General features: G+C 39.1%; 17 protein-coding genes. 11 read left to right on the forward strand and 6 right to left on the reverse strand.

The genetic code is table 11. From position 1 onward, the window contains the following. Positions 1-831: a phospholipase D-like domain-containing protein gene (locus PZB74_RS08940; RefSeq protein ID WP_302242238.1), complete on the reverse strand. Its 831-nt coding sequence runs from the start codon at positions 829-831 to the stop codon at positions 1-3. A gap of 62 nt (positions 832-893) precedes the next feature. Between PZB74_RS08940 and PZB74_RS08945 the strand changes: the two genes are divergently transcribed. The 6 genes from PZB74_RS08945 (at position 894) to rodA (ending at position 7,192) form a co-directional block, all read left to right on the forward strand. Next, positions 894-1,295 carry a DUF4296 domain-containing protein gene (locus PZB74_RS08945; RefSeq protein WP_302242239.1) on the forward strand — a complete coding sequence of 134 codons (402 nt, stop codon included), beginning with the start codon at positions 894-896 and terminating at the stop codon, positions 1,293-1,295. 366 nt (positions 1,296-1,661) lie between these two features. Continuing rightward, positions 1,662-2,687, forward strand: coding sequence for a rod shape-determining protein (locus tag PZB74_RS08950; protein WP_302242240.1), 1,026 nt, complete (start codon positions 1,662-1,664; stop codon positions 2,685-2,687). Between the two features lie 8 nt (positions 2,688-2,695). Beyond that, a complete protein-coding gene (gene mreC, locus PZB74_RS08955) occupies positions 2,696-3,595 on the forward strand; it encodes a rod shape-determining protein MreC (protein ID WP_302242242.1) in 900 nt (299 codons plus the stop codon). Beyond that, positions 3,588-4,112, forward strand: coding sequence for a Rod shape-determining protein MreD (locus PZB74_RS08960; RefSeq protein WP_302242243.1), 525 nt, complete (start codon positions 3,588-3,590; stop codon positions 4,110-4,112). Before mreC ends, PZB74_RS08960 begins: the two co-directional genes overlap by 8 nt. Further along, positions 4,109-5,917, forward strand: coding sequence for a penicillin-binding protein 2 (gene mrdA, locus PZB74_RS08965; protein WP_302242244.1), 1,809 nt, complete (start codon positions 4,109-4,111; stop codon positions 5,915-5,917). Before PZB74_RS08960 ends, mrdA begins: the two co-directional genes overlap by 4 nt. Next, on the forward strand, positions 5,918-7,192 hold the full coding sequence (rodA, locus tag PZB74_RS08970) for a rod shape-determining protein RodA (protein WP_302242245.1): 1,275 nt from the start codon (positions 5,918-5,920) through the stop codon (positions 7,190-7,192). A gap of 1 nt (position 7,193) precedes the next feature. Here rodA and PZB74_RS08975 read toward each other — a convergent pair whose 3' ends face one another. After that, positions 7,194-8,231 (reverse strand): DUF8457 domain-containing protein, encoded by a 1,038-nt coding sequence (locus PZB74_RS08975; RefSeq protein WP_302242246.1) that lies wholly within the window; start codon positions 8,229-8,231, stop codon positions 7,194-7,196. A gap of 116 nt (positions 8,232-8,347) precedes the next feature. Here PZB74_RS08975 and PZB74_RS08980 point away from each other — a divergent pair, with 116 nt between their 5' ends. From PZB74_RS08980 to recO, 3 genes are read left to right on the forward strand one after another with little or no spacing between them, the layout of a single operon-like run. Continuing rightward, a complete protein-coding gene (locus PZB74_RS08980) occupies positions 8,348-8,953 on the forward strand; it encodes a thymidine kinase (RefSeq protein WP_302242247.1) in 606 nt (201 codons plus the stop codon). 37 nt (positions 8,954-8,990) lie between these two features. After that, entirely contained in the window at positions 8,991-11,198 is a 2,208-nt protein-coding gene (gene porZ, locus PZB74_RS08985) for a type IX secretion system anionic LPS delivery protein PorZ (RefSeq protein ID WP_302242249.1), read from the forward strand. A gap of 1 nt (position 11,199) precedes the next feature. Next, complete coding sequence (recO, locus tag PZB74_RS08990; RefSeq protein WP_302242250.1) at positions 11,200-11,895, forward strand: DNA repair protein RecO; 696 nt, start codon at positions 11,200-11,202, stop codon at positions 11,893-11,895. A 52-nt stretch (positions 11,896-11,947) separates the two neighbouring features. Here the strand turns inward: recO and PZB74_RS08995 are convergent, their stop codons facing one another. Continuing rightward, a complete protein-coding gene (locus tag PZB74_RS08995; RefSeq protein ID WP_302242251.1) occupies positions 11,948-12,778 on the reverse strand; it encodes a phosphopeptide-binding protein in 831 nt (276 codons plus the stop codon). Between the two features lie 92 nt (positions 12,779-12,870). Here PZB74_RS08995 and PZB74_RS09000 point away from each other — a divergent pair, with 92 nt between their 5' ends. Continuing rightward, complete coding sequence (locus PZB74_RS09000; protein WP_302242252.1) at positions 12,871-13,842, forward strand: isopenicillin N synthase family dioxygenase; 972 nt, start codon at positions 12,871-12,873, stop codon at positions 13,840-13,842. A gap of 76 nt (positions 13,843-13,918) precedes the next feature. Beyond that, the gene (gene chrA, locus PZB74_RS09005; protein ID WP_367281480.1) at positions 13,919-15,055 is read left to right on the forward strand and encodes a chromate efflux transporter; all 1,137 of its coding nucleotides are present in this window, start codon (positions 13,919-13,921) and stop codon (positions 15,053-15,055) included. Between the two features lie 55 nt (positions 15,056-15,110). On the opposite strand, the gene PZB74_RS09010 is transcribed toward chrA, so the two are convergent. The 3 genes from PZB74_RS09010 to PZB74_RS09020 form a co-directional block, all read right to left on the reverse strand. Next, positions 15,111-16,481, reverse strand: coding sequence for a sugar transferase (locus PZB74_RS09010; RefSeq protein ID WP_302242255.1), 1,371 nt, complete (start codon positions 16,479-16,481; stop codon positions 15,111-15,113). A gap of 386 nt (positions 16,482-16,867) precedes the next feature. Beyond that, positions 16,868-18,430: a capsule assembly Wzi family protein gene (locus PZB74_RS09015; RefSeq protein ID WP_302242256.1), complete on the reverse strand. Its 1,563-nt coding sequence runs from the start codon at positions 18,428-18,430 to the stop codon at positions 16,868-16,870. Next, the gene (locus PZB74_RS09020) at positions 18,427-19,557 is read right to left on the reverse strand and encodes a glycosyltransferase family 4 protein (protein WP_302242257.1); all 1,131 of its coding nucleotides are present in this window, start codon (positions 19,555-19,557) and stop codon (positions 18,427-18,429) included. Before PZB74_RS09020 ends, PZB74_RS09015 begins: the two co-directional genes overlap by 4 nt. Positions 19,558-19,560 lie beyond the last annotated feature (3 nt).

Consider the following 19,560-nt stretch of genomic DNA (forward strand, 5'->3'; position numbering starts at 1 on the left):
TCACTCCTTGGGTTCATCGTAGATCATTCTTCCCCACTCTTCTATATCTACGAAGTCCATATCTTCTGAGGAGCTTTTATACAGTCGGTTAATTTCTGAAAGTAGCTCCTGTATAGCTGCCTGGTCTTCTATTCTTATTATAGATTCATAATTGCTGTTCAACGAAGAACAGGTAAAGTCTGCAGAACCCAGGTAGGCTATTTTTTGGTCTATGACAAAAGCCTTCGCATGAATGAAGTGCTTGCTGCTGTTCCGTATTTTCTGGTTTTGAGGGTCAATAAAAATTTTTAAAGGAAAAGTAGTTTTGTAGGTGTAGCGATAAATAGATGTACGACTGAGCTCGGTAGCTGCTGCGTAAATAACCAGAGCCGCGATCAAAAAGAGCCCAATAAAACAAATAAGAGCATAGGTATAGTAATAGAAGTAAGTGTAAACACTAGCGACAATAAAACTTACCAGTGCAATGGCCAAAAACTTTATCAGGTCTTTGAGCGATTCTTTCTTCTGTTCTGCTTCACTATCTTTTCTTTTGTATTGCCTAATTAGTTCTACTCTGAAATCATAATCTTCCAGGTTGCCGATCATGTTCTGGCACAAGGTGGTCAGGAGGGTAACCTTAATATTTTGCTGGTGCAAATCCAGTAATAAGCGCATCTGTTCGGTATTAAGGTTAGGAGATAATACGCTTACTTCATGCCGTGCCGAACGTATATCTTCCAGCAATTGTTTTCCGGCATTAGTACCCATATGTACGGTGGCTTCTTTAATAGCAGCTTGCATAGTATGTAGGAGGAGTTTGTAGAAAGTATAACGTTCTATATGGGCTTTCATGATATAAAAGGCTCTTTTTACATTGTTTTTATGTTAGTTTTGTGAGCCTAAGCATTGTGATATTGAAACATTTACAACAGAGTATGATAAAAAATCTGCTGTCTTGTTTACTAGCTTTACTAGTCTTATTTTCCTGCCAGCAGGAAGAAGCTATAGAAAAACCTAAAGGGCTGGTGTCCGAAGAAAAGATGATCTCATTTTTGATAGATATGCATATGGCAGAAGCCAAAGTAAGCTATGCCAAAGTGAAGGATAGAGATTCTTTGGAAATTATTTTTAGAAATTATGAGCAGGCGCTATTTGAGAAACACCAAATCCAGGACTCCGCATATTACCGCAGTTACGAGTATTATCTCTCCGATATGGAGAAGATGAATGAGATCTACAGTGCGGTGGTAGATAGCCTTAGTGTACTCAATAGTATAGAAAAGAAAAAAGACCAGGGTATAAGCGAGGGTGAGTAGCTGAAAATCATAGTTCTAGAAAGAAACCATGTGTGACCATTGCTAAGTCTTAAATGTAACTATTCTAAGATAATGTGCGGCTGCTCAGAGTTTAGCCATGATAAAAAAGTTTAGGCAAAGAGGCTGTGAAAACATCTTTAGCATGAAAGATGCTGAATAAAAAAAATCATTCTAATTTTGCTGAAATTACATATAGTTTATATAGCAAAGCGAGACGAATTTCTGTTTGATGAAGAATTTAAAAATATCTTACTTACAGTAAGGCATGACAAAATAAAGCTTTAAAAAAGCTTCTACTTAATACAAATTTGCATAATTTCAAATGCGTTTCATTAGTATAACTCAAACCACTTTATTTACTAAGACATGGGATTGTTCGACTTTTTCTCCAGTGATATAGCGATTGACCTGGGCACAGCTAACACATTAATTATCAACAAGGAGAAGATAGTAGTAGACGAGCCTTCCATTATCGCCATTGACCGTACTACCAACAAGGTGTTGGCGATTGGAAGACAGGCAATGCAGATGCATGAAAAAACCCATGAGAATATTAAAACGATCCGCCCCCTGAAGGATGGTGTAATTGCCGACTTCCACGCTGCCGAACATATGATTCGGGGAATGATCAAGATGATTGATATGGGCAATCGTTACATCCCTTCTTCTCATCGTATGATCATCTGTATCCCTTCTGGCATTACCGAAGTTGAAAAAAGAGCAGTAAGAGACTCTGCTGAGCACGCCGGAGCCAAAGAAGTATATATGATTCATGAGCCTATTGCTGCTGCTATTGGTATTGGTATAGATATTGACCAGCCTGTAGGGTCTATGGTCGTTGATATTGGAGGTGGTACAACCGAGATTGCAGTGATTGCGCTCTCTGGTATTGTATGTGATCAGTCAATTAGAACGGCTGGAGACACCTTTAACAAAGATATTCTGGATTATATGCGCCGTCAGCACAATCTGCTAATTGGTGAGCGTTCTGCAGAAAAGGTGAAAGTAGAAGTGGGTTCTGCCCTTACAGAATTGGATGATGAACCCGATGACTACGAAATCAGAGGACGAGATCTAATGACGGGTATTCCTAAAGTGATAAAAGTTTCTTATTCTGAAATTGCTTTTGCGTTAGATAAGTCTATCTCAAAAATTGAAGAGGCAGTACTTAAAGCCTTGGAAATTTCTCCACCAGAACTCTCTGCCGATATCTACGATAATGGTATTCACCTGACCGGAGGCGGAGCTTTACTACGAGGACTGGACAAGCGATTAGCTCTTAAAACCAAGCTTCCTGTACACGTAGCTGATGATCCTTTACGTGCAGTAGTAAGAGGAACCGGTGTAGCTCTTAAGAAATTTGATTCTTTCAAATCTGTATTGATGACCTAAAAAAGTAGATGCATAGTTTATTAACATTTCTGTACAATTACAGGTCTTCATTCTTATTCATTCTTCTTGAGGCATTAAGTGTCTTCTTTATTGTAAATAACAATTACTATCATCAGGCAGCGGTGCTCAACTCATCCAACAGGTTGGTGGCTTCAGTTATGTCAACTACCAACTCTGTCTCTGAGTACTTCTCTCTTAAGGAAGTAAACCAACGCCTTGCGGCAGAGAATGCCCGTCTGCATGAGCTGATGATCAGTGGCGAGCCTAATAATGTTAATAGTTTTATGTTTAAAGACTCATTGGCGCTGGAAGCTCTGGCAGAAGATTCTGTGTTTATATTGCCCGATATAAGAAGCAAAAGTGATAGTGTAAGAATGAAGCAGTTTGCTTTTATTCCTGCCAAAGTGGTAGACAATACTGTACATCGTGCTAAAAACTATGTAACGATTAATAAAGGTCGTCTGGATGGAATAGAGCCAGATATGGGGGTAATTAGCCCAGATGGAGTGGTTGGAAAAGTAAAAGATGTCTCAGATCATTTTGCGGTTATTACTTCTGTGCTACATACCAATATGTTTGTCTCTGCCCTGGTTAAGAGGTCAAACACTTTAGGGTCAATTATTTGGGAGGGAACAAACCCAAATATTGCCGGGCTAGACAATATTCCTATTCATATCAACATTATTAATGGTGACACTATAGTAACTTCCGGCTATAGTGGCATATACCCGCCTAATACTATGATTGGTACCGTGGCGGAGGTAAGACCGGAAGAAGATGCTGCATTTTACGACATTGACATTCAGCTTTCCAATGATTTCTATCGGTTGTCATATGTCTATGTAGTGAAGAACCTGCTAAGAAACGAACAGGACTCACTGGAAAACATCATTACTGCTAATGAATAGCCGCTACTTAATACCGCAGGCCGTCAATTTTGTAGTTTATATACTGCTACAGGTTTTTATCGTTAGAAACATGGTGCTTTTTGATGTAGCATTCTGTTTTGTATACGTTGCGTTTTTATTGCTTCTTCCAATAGAGGCAGCATCTATTACCTGCATGCTGCTTGGTTTTGCAACCGGACTGGTAGTTGATATTTTTTATAATACTTTTGGAATTCATGCTGCTGCCTGTGTGTTCATTATGTATATCAGGCGATACTGGATAGGTGCACTTACCCCACGGGGTGGATATGATATTGGCATGACGCCCAGCCCTCGTGCCATGGGCTTAAAATGGTTTTTTACCTACGCTGTTCCTTTAATTCTGCTGCACCATGCCATTGTGTTTTTTGTGGAAATAGGAGGCTTTAGCCTGTTCTCTTATACACTTATAAAAATACTGGCCAGTACCGCATTTACCTTTATCTTAGTTACGGTAATTCAGTACATTATTCATACGCCCAGAAGAACTGTTCTATGAAGAATAGTAATAGAAAATACATTATCCGCGGGGCAGTGGTGCTTATCGCGGTAGTATTTATCATCAAATTATTTTCCATACAAGTCCTTAGCACCGATTATCGGGATAAAGCAGAAAGCAATATTGTAGAGCGCGAAATTCGCTATCCTTTTCGTGGTCTTATATACGACCGCAATGGTAAACTAATTGTATTTAATGCCCCTGTATATGACCTGGAGGTAATCCCTAAAGAAGTAGAACTAACAGACACTTTAGCTTTTTGCCAGCTTTTCGGTATAAGTAAAGAAGATTTTATAGAAAAGATAAGAAAAGCCAAAGCCTACTCCTACGTTAAGCCTTCTGTTTTTATCAAGCAGATTTCAAATAAAACATTTGCTACTGTTCAGGATTACCTGATCAACTATCCCGGATTTAGGATACAGGCGCGTACCAATCGTGCTTATACACACCGTAGCCTTGCTAACGCGCTAGGCTATATTGGCGAAATTAGTAGGTACCAGCTTGAGAAAGATAGTATCAATTACTATCGGCAGGGCGACTATGTAGGCCTAAGTGGTATTGAGTCTATGTACGAAAAGCAATTGAGAGGTAAAAGAGGGGTTAAGTATAAGATGGTAAACGTACGGGGTATAGAGAAAGGCTCTTTTAAAGATGGAGCATTAGACACACTCTCAATTCCTGGAGAAAACCTGCAAAGTACTATTGACATAGATTTGCAGGAATATGCTGAAACCCTGATGATGGGTAAAAAAGGCAGTGTAGTAGCCATTGAGCCCAAAACAGGCGAAGTGCTCACTTTTGTGACTGCCCCATCTTATGATCCGAATATGCTTTCGGGTAGAGAGTATAGTAAGAATTATGCTAAACTTTTAGGCGATACAGCTAAACCTCTTTTTAACCGCCCACTGATGGGTGCTTTCCCTCCTGGATCTATCTTTAAGACAGTGCAGGCGCTTATTGGTTTGCAGGAAGGAGTAATTACTCCTCAAACCCGGTTCTATTGCGATAGAAGCATCATTGCCTGCCACGGGCCGCACTCCAACGAAGATTTAAAGGGGGCTATAGAAGTATCTTGTAATCCTTATTTCTGGCATACTTACAGAAAAATATTGAACCAAAACGTATCGGATAATACGTTTATCGATACCGAGCTGGGACTAGAAAACTGGCGTAAGCATGTAATGAGCTTTGGTATGGGGCGGTCGTTAGGCATTGATCTGCCTCATGAAAGAGGCGGGTATGTACCTGCTCCTTCTCTGTACGACAAAATCTATGGCGACAATCGCTGGAAGTTTTCTACCATTTACTCCAATGCAATTGGGCAGGGAGAGCTTGAGATAGTGCCTGTACAAATGGCCAACCTGGCAGCTATTATTGCCAACCGGGGATATTACATTACACCTCACCTTATTAAGTCTATAGGTGAAGATGGGCGCCCCTTAGAGAAATATCGAGAGAAAAACTACACTACCGTGGATGCCAAACATTTTGATGTAGTAGTAGAGGCAATGCATGATGTGGTTGAAAGAGGTACCGGATCGTACCGCGCTAAGCTCAAGGGTATTGAAGTTTGCGGTAAAACCGGAACTGTACAAAACAATAAGGGTGAAGACCACTCTGTATTTATTGCTTTTGCTCCAAAAGACGATCCACAAATTGCACTAGCTGTGTATGTGGAAAATGCAGGACAGGGAGCGCGTGCCGCGGCAGGTATTTCCGGCCTGATGATTGAAAAATACCTGAACGGTTGTACAGATCGTGCACAGATGGAAGATTATATTTTAAAAGGAGACTTTATATACTAAGTGAGAGAGCATAATAATTTAGTAAATCGTATTGACTGGGGAGTCATCCTGTTGTACTTTTTATTGGTAGGACTGGGCTGGCTCAATATTTTTGCTGTAGTCTATGACGCGCAAAATCCAGACCTCAGTATTTTTGATACTTCAATCAATTCTGGAAGACAGCTTATCTGGATAGGTACCTCTGCTGTGCTTTTCTTTATTATTATGCTGACCGACTTCAGGTTCTACGATTCATTTGCCTATTTTATTTACGGTGGTATAATTCTGATACTCACCTTTGTACTGCTTTTTGGTACTGAAGTCGCGGGTTCTAAATCCTGGTTTTCTATTGGTAGTTTCAGGCTTCAACCCTCAGAGTTTGCCAAATTTGCTACTGCTTTAGCCGTGGCAAAATTCATCAGTTCTGATAATAAGGTATTCAGCAATATTAAGTCACAGCTTATTTTATTTGTGATAATAGGCCTGCCGGCAATACTAATTATTTTGCAGGGTGACACCGGTACGGCGATGGTATTCAGTGCCTTTCTGGTAGCTTTTTATCGCGAAGGTTTTTCTCCTCTTTTGTTAGGTGTAGGTATAGCAGCAGCTATCCTTTTTGTACTAACACTTTTTGTGCCTCAGCTCTATATGATGATCGCTGTGATCGTCACTGCTTTTCTACTTATCGGGATCAATGCTCGGAAGACAAAGCGAATAATTATGATCGCTATTTCAGCAGCAGCTGTTATGCTTGTCATCTTCAGCGTTGACTTTATAATTACAGATGTGCTAAAGCCTCACCAGCAAAACCGTATTAAGGCACTGATAAATCCGGAGGCAGATCCGTTGGGCTATGGGTGGAACGTTACCCAATCTAAAATTGCAATTGGCTCCGGCGGTATGTGGGGCAAAGGATTTTTGGAGGGTACCCAAACCAAGTTTGATTTTGTACCCGAGCAAAGTACAGACTTTATCTTTTGTACTATAGGTGAAGAGCATGGGTGGTTTGGCAGCCTTATCCTGATCGTGCTATTTGTTGCGTTACTCATTAAAGTTACAGCCATTGCCGAAAGACAAAAGGCTACCTTTGCCCGGGTTTACGGCTACAGTGTAGCAGGCATCCTCTTCTTCCATTTCTCTGTGAACATTGGTATGACCATTGGTCTGTTTCCGGTAATTGGTATTCCACTTCCTTTCTTTAGCTATGGAGGATCCTCACTGTGGGCATTTACCATACTACTGTTTATACTGGTCAAGCTGGATGCACACCGTATGCAAATACTAACTCGCTCCTAAATCAGAACCGTTTAGAAAGTAGCTCCATAAACTCCAGTACTTCCTCAGAATCCATTTTCCAGCGGTATTCCTGGGCAAAATTCTGACGTACTAGTCCTATGGCTTCTGCATAAGAGTTTTGTGCTTCAATCTTTTCTATGGCTTCCTGAAACGCTTCGGGCCGGTTGTTAAAAAGCTCTCTTACGAACATAAACTTCTGATTAACACTTATGTGCTGAGAAAGGCTGTTAATCTTCTTTTGCTGATGTAAGTCAGCCAATGTGGAGCGCTCAGATTTGTTCAGATAATCATTGAGTGTGCGGCGTGCTTCTTCCTTTTTTTCAGGTTTTTCTTCTAACTTTTCTTCTTGTATGGGAGTTGAAGGTGCTAAGGGTGCTTGAACCTGAGGAGATGCAGGTGGCAGTCTATCAGTAAATAAGTCATTGCTTTGGAGAGGAACTACATGACTAAACTTACTAATATAGGTATCAATATCTTCTGGCGGCTCCTGTAATTGTTCAAATGCCTGGCTAAATAATTCTATAATACGACTTATTTCAAACTCACGATAGGGCTCCTGGCGGCATCGTGCTACCAGTCTTTCAAAAAGTGTTTTGTTAATTTTGATGTACTTTAGTCTTTCTTCTAATTCTTCCAGGGTCCAGCTAGAGCGCCCTTCTGCGGTAAGAAGCAGGTAGTAATAGTCATAAGGAGCTAAAATCAGGTAGAGCGTATCCTGAGTGGCTTTGTTAAGCAAAGGAGCAAGATGAGCGCTATCAATCCAGATATGCTGAGATACTGTGTCCATAAACTGCCCAAGAGCTTGTTTTACCTCTGTCGCCTCATAGTTAAAGTATGGACTTCTAAGGTTTTCAACCTCTTTTTTCCAGTGTACAAAAAGCTCCTGAATTATAAAGAGGTTTACCTGTCTTATTTCTGTCAGGTTTAATATCTCCTGGCCATTTAATTTATGCTGATGCTGAAAAGCCCGAGCTCTAAGCTGCTCGCTAAAGAGGCTGCTATACTGTTTTACTGCTTCTTTTTTTAACTTGCTCTCCATAGGGATATTTATTTCTTTTGTACGTAAGCGCTATGTCTGTTTACTGCTAAAGTAAATCATATTATCTAAGCGTAGCAAGGCAAAGCTTTCACTTCAACTTTAATTCCTCAAAATTCATGTTTGTAGAACCGCAGATGGGTGGCCTCCCCTACGAAAACATTCAGGCCGGTTGGATAGAAGTAATTTGTGGCTGTATGTTTTCAGGTAAGACAGAAGAGCTGATCAGAAGGCTGAACAGAGCAATAATTGCACAGCAACATGTAGAGATATTTAAACCCTCGTTAGATACACGCTACCATACTGAGGAAGTAGTATCACATAATAAAACTCGTATAGCCTCTACTGTAGTTGATAGAGCCGAAGATATACTTGCAAAGTCAGGTAACTGCAAGGTTATTGGCATAGACGAAGCTCAGTTTTTTGATGACAAAATAGTAGAGGTGTGTAATAGCCTGGCCAATCAAGGAAAAAGAGTGATTATAGCTGGTCTGGATATGGATTATGAGGGCTTACCCTTTGGACCGATGCCGGCCTTGGTGGCAATAGCAGAGTATGTAACTAAAGTACATGCTATATGTACAGTCTGTGGTGCTCCTGCATCATTTTCTTATCGCTTGAGCCAGGAGAAAGAAAAAATGATGTTGGGTGCAAATGAACAATATGAGGCCAGGTGCAGGCTTCATTTTAATAAAGGAATGCAGGCCAGGTTACATGGTAAATAGTAGGTTCTATACATATCGTCTGGTTCTATGCGGCATAATGTACACCATAGCTCTGCCTGCCATCTCTCAGCTAAATACTGCTCAGTTGGACATACCAATAGGTAGTTGGCGTACTCACTTCTCCTATCGGGCCGGGCAAATTGTTAAAGTAGCAGAAGAGAAAGTGTATTGCGCGTCACAACAGGGGCTGTACTATTACGATAAGCAAGACCAAAGTCTCAATATACTTTCTAAATTAGATGGCCTGAGCGATGCCGGAATATCTGCCCTGGATTATGATTCTGATAGCCAGGTTTTAGCAATAGGCTATAGCAGCGCAATTCTTGATTTTGTCTCTGGTGAGGTTATTTCCAGCTTTGAGCTACTCAGTACTACAGAAGCGGAAGAGCATATTCATAGAATTGAAATTAACGGCAGTTATGCTTACTTGGCCACATCAGAAGGGGTTAGAGTTGTCAAGTTTATATCAGAGGGTGAATTAGATCCTGAGATTAAAGAATCTTATACTCGTTTGAGTAAAGAAGGGGAAAAGTTAGCTGTATATGATATTGCCCTCACTCAGGATAGCATTTACCTAGCTACGGAAGAGGGTGTAATTTCAAATGCTCTTGCTTTAAGTGTAAACAGGCAGGACTTTGCTACTTGGAAGAGATTTGATGAGGCAAGTGGGCTCCCTAATGCTCCTAGCCGTCATATAGAACAGCAAAACCAAAAAGTATATGCCGCTGTAGACAGTTATGGCGTGTATTCATTACAAGATGGAGTCTGGAAACCTAATAGTCTTACAAGCCAGAGTCAATTTACCGACCTACATGCTCAGTCTGATGTATTAGTTGCTGCTACAAAAGCAAGTGTATTTATGCTTACAGATCAAGTTTATGAGCTCAGCATACGAGGCGTAAATTCAGTAGCAATAGATGAATCCGGCATTTTATGGGTAGCTAATGAAAATGAAGGGCTAATTAAAACAGACGGACAGCAGAAGGAAAGCCTGTATCCAAATGGGCCCTCTCTAAATACGATTAGTAGTTTACATTATGAGGGAGAGCAGATTTTTGCCCTGGCGGATACTTCAAAGGCCGCCTTTTCTACTTTTAAGGAAGGACGCTGGCATACATATTTACCAGAGCAACTGAATAGTTTATGGAATGAAACGCAGACCTCTACTTTAACGGATGTCGCTTATCTGGAAGCTGAAAATACCTATTATTTTACAGCATCTGCAAATGGGATGTTAGGTTGGGATGCCGAGGGTAACTTTTCAAAAATTGCTTCTCCTTTTATAGAAGGTGAGCTTGTAAATAGCTTGCAGTCTGTGAAAAATGGACTATGGGTAGCCTCTTATCGTGCTAACCCCTTGCTACGATACTATGAGGCCTTAGACAAAACATGGAAGGAGTATAGCCTTAATGAGTTTGCAAATAGCTACCCGAATGGACTTGTAGTGACCGAAAATGGTCTGGCCTGGATGCCAAGCAGTTTAAATGGTACTGATAAGCTAAGTAATGATATCATCATTTATGATACGCAAGAGAACTCTTCCGCTAATCTTAAAGGGATTGCAGATCGCGCGAATTTGCCAGGTTCTTTATTTACAGGGCTAAGGCTTGACCTTGAAGAGGCATTGTGGCTGAGTGGCAACGAAGGTATAAGCTTTATTTCTTATCCAAATACTATAGACGCAGTGGTAGATGTAACTAAGCCCATCTTTGAAAACCAGTATCTTCTTTTCGGAAAATATGTAAGCTCTATTGCAGTTGATGGGGGTAATCGTAAATGGGTGGGGACAAATAATGGGATATGGTTATTTGAAGATACTGGAGAAGACCTGCTTTATCATTTTACCATATCCAACAGCCCTTTGCCCTCAAATACTATTATAGATATTGCTATTGATAGTAGTAATGGAGAAGTGTTTATTCTAACTGATAAAGGTTTGGTATCATTTAGGGGAACGGCAAGTCGTGGAGCGCCACTTCATCAGGAGGTGAAGATTTTTCCAAATCCGGTGCCGCCTGCATTTAACGGTCATGTAGGAATTGAAGGACTGGTAAGTGATGCGGAACTAAAGTTAACTACCGCATCGGGTACCCTGGTACGTAGCCTTAGGGCAGAGGGAGGGACCGCAGTCTGGGATATAAAAGATTACCAGGGGCAAAGAGTGGGTACCGGGGTGTATCTTTTATTTAGTGCATCAGAGGATGGTTCTCAAACTTTTATAGGCAAAATTGCTGTTATCAACTGAGATGCTACACAAAACCAGAGGTATAGTACTTAACTTCATCAAGTACAAAGAAACGTCTATAGTAACCAAAATCTACACCGAAGTATTTGGGGTACAGTCTTACATTGTAAATAGTGTAAGGGGTGGGGGCAAAAAGAGTAAAGGAAAGATATCGCTTTTTCAACCGCTTACTTTACTTGATTTAGTGGTCTATCATAAAAAAGCAACAGGCCTTAACCGTATTTCTGAAATCAAATGTCTGGAGCCATACCAAAGTATACCTTATAACTTTAAAAAGTCTGGTATTGCTCTTTTCATTACCGAGGTGCTGAGTAAATGTCTGAAAGAAGAAGAGGGGAATGAGCCACTCTTTGAATTTCTGTATCATTCATTACTTGTATTTGATCACCTTTCTGATAGCTACGAGAACTTCCACCTACAATTTTTACTAAAACTGAGCCGCTACCTTGGGTTTGAGCCGCGCTCTTCAGATGAGGTTTTTGATCAGGTACACGAGTACATTGGAAAGCCTCAGGGGGCAGGAGATGAAGGGCAAGTACTTAGCCAGCTCATTGAAGAACCTTTTACCCAATATGTAAAGAGTAATAATGCTACTCGACGCCTCTTGCTGGAAGAACTGATCAAGTTCTATCAACTACACGTAGAAGGTTTTACAGACCTGAAGTCCACAACTGTATTACGTGAGTTGATGGAATAAAAAAAGCGGAACTACTTGTCCCGCTTTAGTTTTAATAAAAAATACTTTTTAATTAAGAGGCAGGTTGCTCACTTGCTTCTTCTAGTGTAAAGGTTCTTTCTTCGCTGTTGAAAGGGCTATCCACAAGCTTTCCTTCGCTATCTACAAGTTCAATTTTTACAGTATTTTCGCCCATAGGCAGACCTTCAAGAATCATAGGAGCCCATTCATCTACCATAAACTCCTGCTCACCATTAACGGTTACTTTTACCTGATTGCCGTTTGAACCTATTTCAGTATTTACCAGATAAAAATCAAATAAAACTTTTTCGGTGTCAGCGCCGGTATAAGTACCTTTAGGGCGGCTATAAAACAGCATGGGAGCTGAAAGGTCTACTTCTTCGCTTTCACCCTCTCCCACAGTAAATTGCGACACTGTAAAAGCTTCTGGCTGCTTTACACTTTCATGGTAAGACCTTGAAAGGAATGAAAGGGCAACATAATGTCCGTTTTCCAGTTCCATTTCATAGTTAGGCTCGTATAAAGCATAATAAGGCCTATTGTTCAGAATTAGATGGATATGCTGTCCTTTACCTGAGTTAGCTAGTGGCTTGTCATTAGCATCTGAAGTTTGAGCACCTAGTTCATAGTTAGTTACTTCATAATTGAAGCTTACAGTATTTCCGCTGATGGTTTCTCCTTCAGCAGGAGCATTAATTTCTAAAATAGCATCAGGGTAATCTACTGATGCAGGAGCAGGTGAAAGCGATACTTCTGCTGCCTGAGTTTCCACATCGGTAGATGTAGTATCGGTACTCTCTGCTTCTTGTGTACTTGACGAATCGCACGAGGCTACAGCAAGCAGAAAAAATAGAGAAACAAATGATAAAAATAAGTTTTTCATAGCACAGTTTTTTTTAGTTTGATGAAGTGCAAAGTTATTATAAATTTTGCCTAATTGTCCAAAAAGAAAAGTATTAATAAATAAGTAAGACGATGGCAGACGCATCATTTGAAAATATACCTTCCCTGGATCTTGAAGACTTTAGGAGTGGTAACAAAGACAAAAGAACAAAGTTCGTTGCTGAACTAGGAAACGCATTTAACAATGTAGGCTTTGTAGCTATTAAAAATCATGGACTAAGCGATGAACTTCGCAATCAACTCTATGATTCTATCCAGAAGTTCTTTTCACTACCAGAAGAAATAAAAAAGCAGTATGATAAACCTGAACTTCATGGCCAGCGTGGATATACCAGCAAAGGTAAAGAACATGCAAAAGGGCGTACTACAGGTGATCTGAAAGAGTTTTTTCAGATAGGTCAGATAGTAGAAGATAATGACCCTATTAAGTCGAGGTATCCTGATAATTTATGGCCCTCAGAGGTTGAAGGTATGGAAAAATATGCTTCTCAGACCTACAAAACTCTTGAAAGTGCCGGACAACAAATTCTGAAAGCTGTAGCACTTTATCTGGAGTTACCAGAAGACTATTTTGATGCTAAGGTGCATTATGGTAACAGTATCTTAAGAGCCATACATTATTTTCCAATAGAGAACCCAGATGCAATACCCTCAGATGCCGTACGAGCTGCAGAACATGGGGATATCAATCTTATTACTCTATTAATGGGAGCAAGTGCTGAAGGGCTTGAAATTAAAAGAAGAGATGGGAAATGGTTTCCTGTAACTGCTCTTCCTGATCAGATTGTGGTTAACGTTGGAGATATGCTTGCTCGCCTTACCAACGACAAACTGAAGTCTACTATTCATCGTGTGGTAAATCCTCCCAAAGAAAAAATGAAAACTTCGCGTTATTCTATACCTTTTTTCCTTCATCCACGTTCAGAAATGGATCTTACCTGTCTGCAAACTTGTGTGAGTGAAGAAAATCCGAAAAAATATACAGATATGACAGCAGGAGAATTTTTGGATGAAAGGTTAGCAGAAATAGGATTAAAAAAATAGTTGAAGCTAAAGTAACAAGCTCTTAAATCAGACATTATTGGTCAGGCGCGTTCGCCATATTATTTTTTTGAAGGATGTGTTATTGCTAACCATAAGCGCCTTTGGGGGACCGCAGGCTCATATGACACTGCTTCTCCGAATGATGGTAGAAAAAAGGAGGTATCTGAGTGAGAAAGACCTTATAGAATTATATGCGCTCTGTCAGATACTTCCTGGCCCTACCTCTACACAAACAATTACAGCAATAGGCTATAAAATAGGCGGTGCACGTCTTGCATTTTTAACGCTTTTGGTCTGGATGTTTCCTGCTGTCATGATTATGACAGGTTTGGCAGTAGTTGTATCTCACTTTCAGCGACAGGACTTATCTCTGGAGTTCACACGCTTCATACAGCCCATGGCAGTAGGCTTTGTTGCTTACGCAAGCTACACTATTAGCCGAAGGGTAGTAAATACCAAAGCAGGCATAGCTATTATGTTGGTGGCCGCAGTCATATCATTCTTTATCAGAAAACCATTTATTTACCCTTTGTTGCTTCTGTTGGCTGGCCTCGCTACTGCTATCAAGTGGAAGAAGCATCCTCACGAACAAAAGCAGAAGATCTCTGTCAAATGGGGAAACCTTGTTTTGTGGATAAGTATTTTGATAGTGGCTGCTATCGTAGGAGGGGTTACTCAAGCCTTACCGATACGCCTATTTGAGAATTTTTATAGAAATGGCAGTCTAATTTTTGGTGGAGGTCAGGTGCTTATCCCTTTGCTATATACAGAGTTTGTAGATTTTCTTAATTACCTGAGTTCCGAAGAGTTTCTTTCAGGCTATGCATTGGTACAGGCTGTACCAGGGCCTACCTTTTCGTTTAGTGCGTATATAGGAGCTCTTTCTATGAGAGCATATGGAGTGGGTGGAGAAATAATAGGAGGGATTATAGCCTCAGTAGGTATTTTTTTACCAGGGACGTTCCTTATCTTTTTTATGATCAGGTTTTGGGATGAACTCAAAAAGTATCGGGTAATAAAAGCTTCTTTAGAAGGCGTTACGGCAGCCAGCTCGGGGATGGTAATTGCGGCTACTTTTCTTCTATTAGAACCCATATCTAATACAGGGCTTAACTTCCTTTTTATAATAGGGACATTTCTTTTACTAAAATTTACGCGTATTCCTGCCCCTTTGCTCATTCTCTCAGGTCTACTTGCTGGAGTGTTGTTATAAAAAAAGAGCTACTTTTTACAGCAGCTCTTATTCTTGGTTTTTATTTTTTTTGATTTTATTTCCCTTCTGCTCTAAATACGACCATAATAGTCATAAGTATAATTTTCAAATCCAGAGAAAATGAAACGTTCTTTAAATAAAGCAGGTCAAATCTCAATCTTTGTACCATCTCGTCTATGTTTTCTGCATACCCAAACTTAATCTGCCCTATAGATGTAATACCTGGTTTAACATATTGAAGATATCTGTATTGGGGAGCGACTTCTATTATTTTGTCAATATAGTACTGTCTTTCTGGACGAGGACCTACTATAGACATATCACCTTTTAGTACATTAAAAAACTGAGGTATTTCATCTAATCGTAGTTTTCTCATAAACCTACCCCAGGGTGTAATGCGAGGATCATTATCAGTAGCTAAGCAAGGTCCTTTGCATTCTGCATCTGTATACATACTACGAAATTTGTAGATCAAGAATGGTTTTCCTTCCTTACCAATCCTTTCCTGGGCAAATAGCACTGGTCCCTTAGAAGTAATTTTAGTTAAAAGTGCTACTATTAAAAATAATGGGGATCCCACTAAAACTACACTAAGAGAAAAAACGATGTCGAAAATTCTTTTAAATACTGCTGCTTTAACGTTTTCTACAGGAGTATTAGTAATATTCAATACTGGAATATTGTCATAGCGTTCCAGTGAAACTCCTTTATATGCGTAGCTTCTGTAATCGGTGATAACTTTAGTTTTTCTTTTAAACCTTTCACCAAATGAGAGAACATCCTGTAAAGAATCTGTTTCTAAGTATGGACTACAGCAGTATATCTCATCTACTTCATTTTTAAGGACAAAATCTTTCAGGTTTTCAAGATTACCTACTACTTCTTTGCTAGTGCTCAATTCATCAAAATAACCCATAAACCTATAACCATACTCACGGTGACGTTTGAAGAAACTTTTAAGCTCTTCCGCAATTTCTCCATAACCAACAATTACAATTTTTCTGTTATTATACCCTTGCAAGCGATACTGTCTCAGGAAATACGTGAAAACCGCTTTCCATAAGGATACCATAAAGAAGAGAAGCAAATATGAAATGATCAAATGCTCTCTGGAATAGTAAAATGCTTTAAAAGCGATAAAGAATACTGCTACGATTAAAGCATGTAGTAAAATAGAGGTATAATGCTTTACTAAGATGTTAGGAATAGTAGAAGATACCCTAGATATTTTGTAAGGTTTTATGATTAAAATTGATAATACCCAAGAAATGTTAATGAAAAATAGTAATCCAGTATATGGAGAGTTATAAAGGGTGTTAATCCCTTCAAAGACAAAAAAATACGACGCCAGGAATGACAAGTTAAGTAACAACAAGTCTACTCCTACATGTATAGTTCTTATGTTTTTTGAGAAACGGTGGTTCATGTGTTATGCTCTTAATCTACAGTCAACAACAAACGGTTACCTGATTGCTATTTAAACATTTATCATGCCAGACAATGGGTAACATACCTTTGACACATTAGAAAGGAAGATGGTTGTACGTTTGGGGCAAAACTTTGCAAAGTTTGAGGTTGTAAAAGAATATGCCAAGCCAATATTATTGAATCTTTGTATAATGTAATAAATGAATATTATTAGATTAAAATCATATAAATTTTTAGCGAGGGCTAAGCTAATTCATTAAAAATCTAAAAAAAAAGGTATGCCATTAAAAAATATGAAATTTAGAGTAGTTTGCTTTAGAGTCATATTTAAGCCCTTCTATGTGCAATTATTTAGTTAAATAGCAATTCTAAAATGCTATGTATCTATTGCTGATTATATGGATTGATGAAAGTACTACCTGACCACTTAATACCAAGCATAAGTCCTTTATTTTCTGAAAGTTCTCCAGTATCCATTGTGTAGATCATACTTATTTTTAGAGTTTGGTTTACTTTAAAAGTTGTTTCTAACAGCAGATAATTTTGACGCAAAGGTGGAGAAAACTCATAAATATAATCTGGATTAGTTCTGCTCTCCCATTTTTGGATGCCCCCATTCTGTCCACCATATGTGCCATAATTAAGGGTTGTTGTTGCGAGCAATTTGTACTCAAGCTGTGGAATTAATCTACCACCAAACCCAATATGATGAGCGACAACTCTATTATTTACTATGTTGAAGTCAAATTTATTACTATCAGGATCAGAGAAATCTTTTATATATGTCTGGGTTCTTTCTTTGGTGAAAAACAAAGGCGTTCCTAAAATGTGACTTTTATAGGTCCAACCACTACGGTATAGGTAGTTGTTGTAATAGTTATCTCTTCCCCCATACTTATACCCAAAATTACCATAATCATTAGGTCGTGGATCTGTCAAACCTGGACCGCTTTGGTACAAAGTATTTACATACTCATAGTTTAATTTAGAGATAAATGCTGAGCCAGCATTATTATTATGAACTGAGAGACCTAAAAGACCATCTCTGTTTTTTAAAAAGCGAGTACCAGATCTATCTTCATAAGGCTTTTGGTAATAAAGTTGAAGTTTTAAGCTTTTAAGTGACAGGTTTGCTCCAACATCGAGAATACCAAGGTTATCACCTAATGCATTGAGCTGTTCGCCAAATATTGGGTTACCATTAGATGAAATCCCTTCTCCACTACTTGACGTTATGACACGCAAATAATCTCTGAAACTTGAAGGTACCTCCCCTGCTGTGGGATGTTGGCCTCCCCAAATAACAAAATGTACCAAACCTGCATAAGGCTTAAATTTAAATTTGCCTAAGCGTACATATAATGATTTCTCATGTAGAAAGGAGTCATCTATAAAACGTTGATCATTGAGCCAGGCATGAGCATAAGTTCCTTTAAATTGTAAATATCCTTTTGTAAATGGGACGCTGGTATACTGAGGGACCTCTAGTAGTATTTGAGGAATCGGGGCTGCATTCTGACTAATTGCTAAAGACCCACTAGACAAATCATTTGCATGTGTACCCACTGTTCGCTCCTTCTTACCAATTATAAGTTTCAGGAAATCATACTGGAATGTAGCATAGCCCTGCTGAATAAATATTGATGAGGAGAGCTTATGTTGGTAGTTTGCCTTGTAAATAGCATCTGCTCCAAATGAGAGATGTCCTTTTTTGAATAATTGATAACCAACTGATAAGTTGGCTCTTAGAAGTGTGGCACGGCTATCTTGTAAATTTAGTATACCATGTCTGTTGGATACCATGTAATGCGGCACATGATTTTTCTGCAAAAGCTGTAAGGCTGTTAAACTGTAAGTTATTGTGTCCTGATGATTCTGAGATAAAGCGGTTGTGGATTGACAATAGAACAGTATTGTCAATATAAAACTGAAAGTGGTTAATTTCATTTTTTTTGATTGTGCACCAGTCTAGAGTTAATTAATTGCCTTATTTCTTCCTGGAATCTGATAACAGAAAAACTTTCTGCATGGGCTCTTATGGCTAAAGGGTCAAATTGACGATATTGATTTTTAAACCTATTAATAGTCTCCTGTATAGATTGTACACTTTGCTGATCAAAAAAAAGACCGGTCACTCCATCTTTTACAGTTTCTAACGAACCTCCTCTACCATAGGCAATTACAGGAGTTCCACAAGCCTGAGCTTCAACAGGAATGATTCCAAAATCTTCATCAGCAGCAAAAATAAATGCCTTAGCTCTTTGCATATAAGAGATTAAGCTTTGTTGATCTTGAAATCCCAGAAACTTAATGTTTTTACTATTAATAGCTTTTGCTCTTATTTTTTTATTATCTGGTCCATCTCCAATAACAATTAGTTTTTCCTCAGGCATATTCGTAAAAGTCTCTACGATAAGGTCGATTTTCTTATAAGACACAAAACGAGAAGCGGTTAGAAAAAAATCTTCTTTCTGAGTATGTAGAGTAAAGTTTTCCACACGTACTGGAGGATATATAACTTCTGCCTTCCGTTTATAAACTTTGTGAATACGTGCCGCTATGTATTTAGAATTAGCTATAAAATGATCAATTCTGGGAATTGTATTAAGGTCCCACTGTCGGAGATAATGCAAAAATAGTTTGGCTAGTATGCCCTTAAAGCCATGATTTAACCCTGCTTCATTCAAATATTGATGATACAGATCCCAGGCATAGCGCATTGGCGAATGACAATAGCAAATATGCACCTGATTACTATTAGTAATTACCCCTTTACTTACAGCATGACTGTTTGATATGACCACATCATAGCTAGACACATTTAGCTGCTCTATGGCTAAGGGCATAAGAGGTAGATAGTTTCTATATTTTGTTTTGGCAAAAGGCAGCTTTTGAATAAAAGTAGTTTGTACTGGCTTGTGATGTATAAAAGAGCGAAGGTTACTAGGTAAAAAGTCAACCACGCTAAAGAGGTCTGCTTCAGGGAATACATTAAGGATTTGTTCCAGTACTTTTTCTGAACCAGAGTGATCCACAAACCATTCATGAACAATAGCAATTGAAGGCTTAGACATAGA

The organism is Porifericola rhodea (genome assembly GCF_030506305.1).
In the GTDB taxonomy this organism is placed as follows: domain Bacteria; phylum Bacteroidota; class Bacteroidia; order Cytophagales; family Cyclobacteriaceae; genus Catalinimonas; species Catalinimonas rhodea.

Excerpts from the sequence above, each read along its gene's own strand:
- PZB74_RS08980 (WP_302242247.1), top strand. The coding sequence starts at position 8,348 with ATGTTTGTAGAACCGCAGATGGGTGGCCTCCCCTACGAAAACATTCAG.
- PZB74_RS08960 (WP_302242243.1), top strand. The coding sequence starts at position 3,588 with ATGAATAGCCGCTACTTAATACCGCAGGCCGTCAATTTTGTAGTTTAT.
- PZB74_RS09000 (WP_302242252.1), top strand. The coding sequence starts at position 12,871 with ATGGCAGACGCATCATTTGAAAATATACCTTCCCTGGATCTTGAAGAC.
- mrdA (WP_302242244.1), top strand. The coding sequence starts at position 4,109 with ATGAAGAATAGTAATAGAAAATACATTATCCGCGGGGCAGTGGTGCTT.
- porZ (WP_302242249.1), top strand. The coding sequence starts at position 8,991 with ATGTACACCATAGCTCTGCCTGCCATCTCTCAGCTAAATACTGCTCAG.
- PZB74_RS08975 (WP_302242246.1), bottom strand. The coding sequence starts at position 8,231 with ATGGAGAGCAAGTTAAAAAAAGAAGCAGTAAAACAGTATAGCAGCCTC.
- PZB74_RS09010 (WP_302242255.1), bottom strand. The coding sequence starts at position 16,481 with ATGAACCACCGTTTCTCAAAAAACATAAGAACTATACATGTAGGAGTA.
- PZB74_RS08950 (WP_302242240.1), top strand. The coding sequence starts at position 1,662 with ATGGGATTGTTCGACTTTTTCTCCAGTGATATAGCGATTGACCTGGGC.
- PZB74_RS09015 (WP_302242256.1), bottom strand. The coding sequence starts at position 18,430 with ATGAAATTAACCACTTTCAGTTTTATATTGACAATACTGTTCTATTGT.
- PZB74_RS08995 (WP_302242251.1), bottom strand. The coding sequence starts at position 12,778 with ATGAAAAACTTATTTTTATCATTTGTTTCTCTATTTTTTCTGCTTGCT.
- mreC (WP_302242242.1), top strand. The coding sequence starts at position 2,696 with ATGCATAGTTTATTAACATTTCTGTACAATTACAGGTCTTCATTCTTA.
- PZB74_RS08940 (WP_302242238.1), bottom strand. The coding sequence starts at position 831 with ATGAAAGCCCATATAGAACGTTATACTTTCTACAAACTCCTCCTACAT.
- PZB74_RS09020 (WP_302242257.1), bottom strand. The coding sequence starts at position 19,557 with ATGTCTAAGCCTTCAATTGCTATTGTTCATGAATGGTTTGTGGATCAC.
- recO (WP_302242250.1), top strand. The coding sequence starts at position 11,200 with ATGCTACACAAAACCAGAGGTATAGTACTTAACTTCATCAAGTACAAA.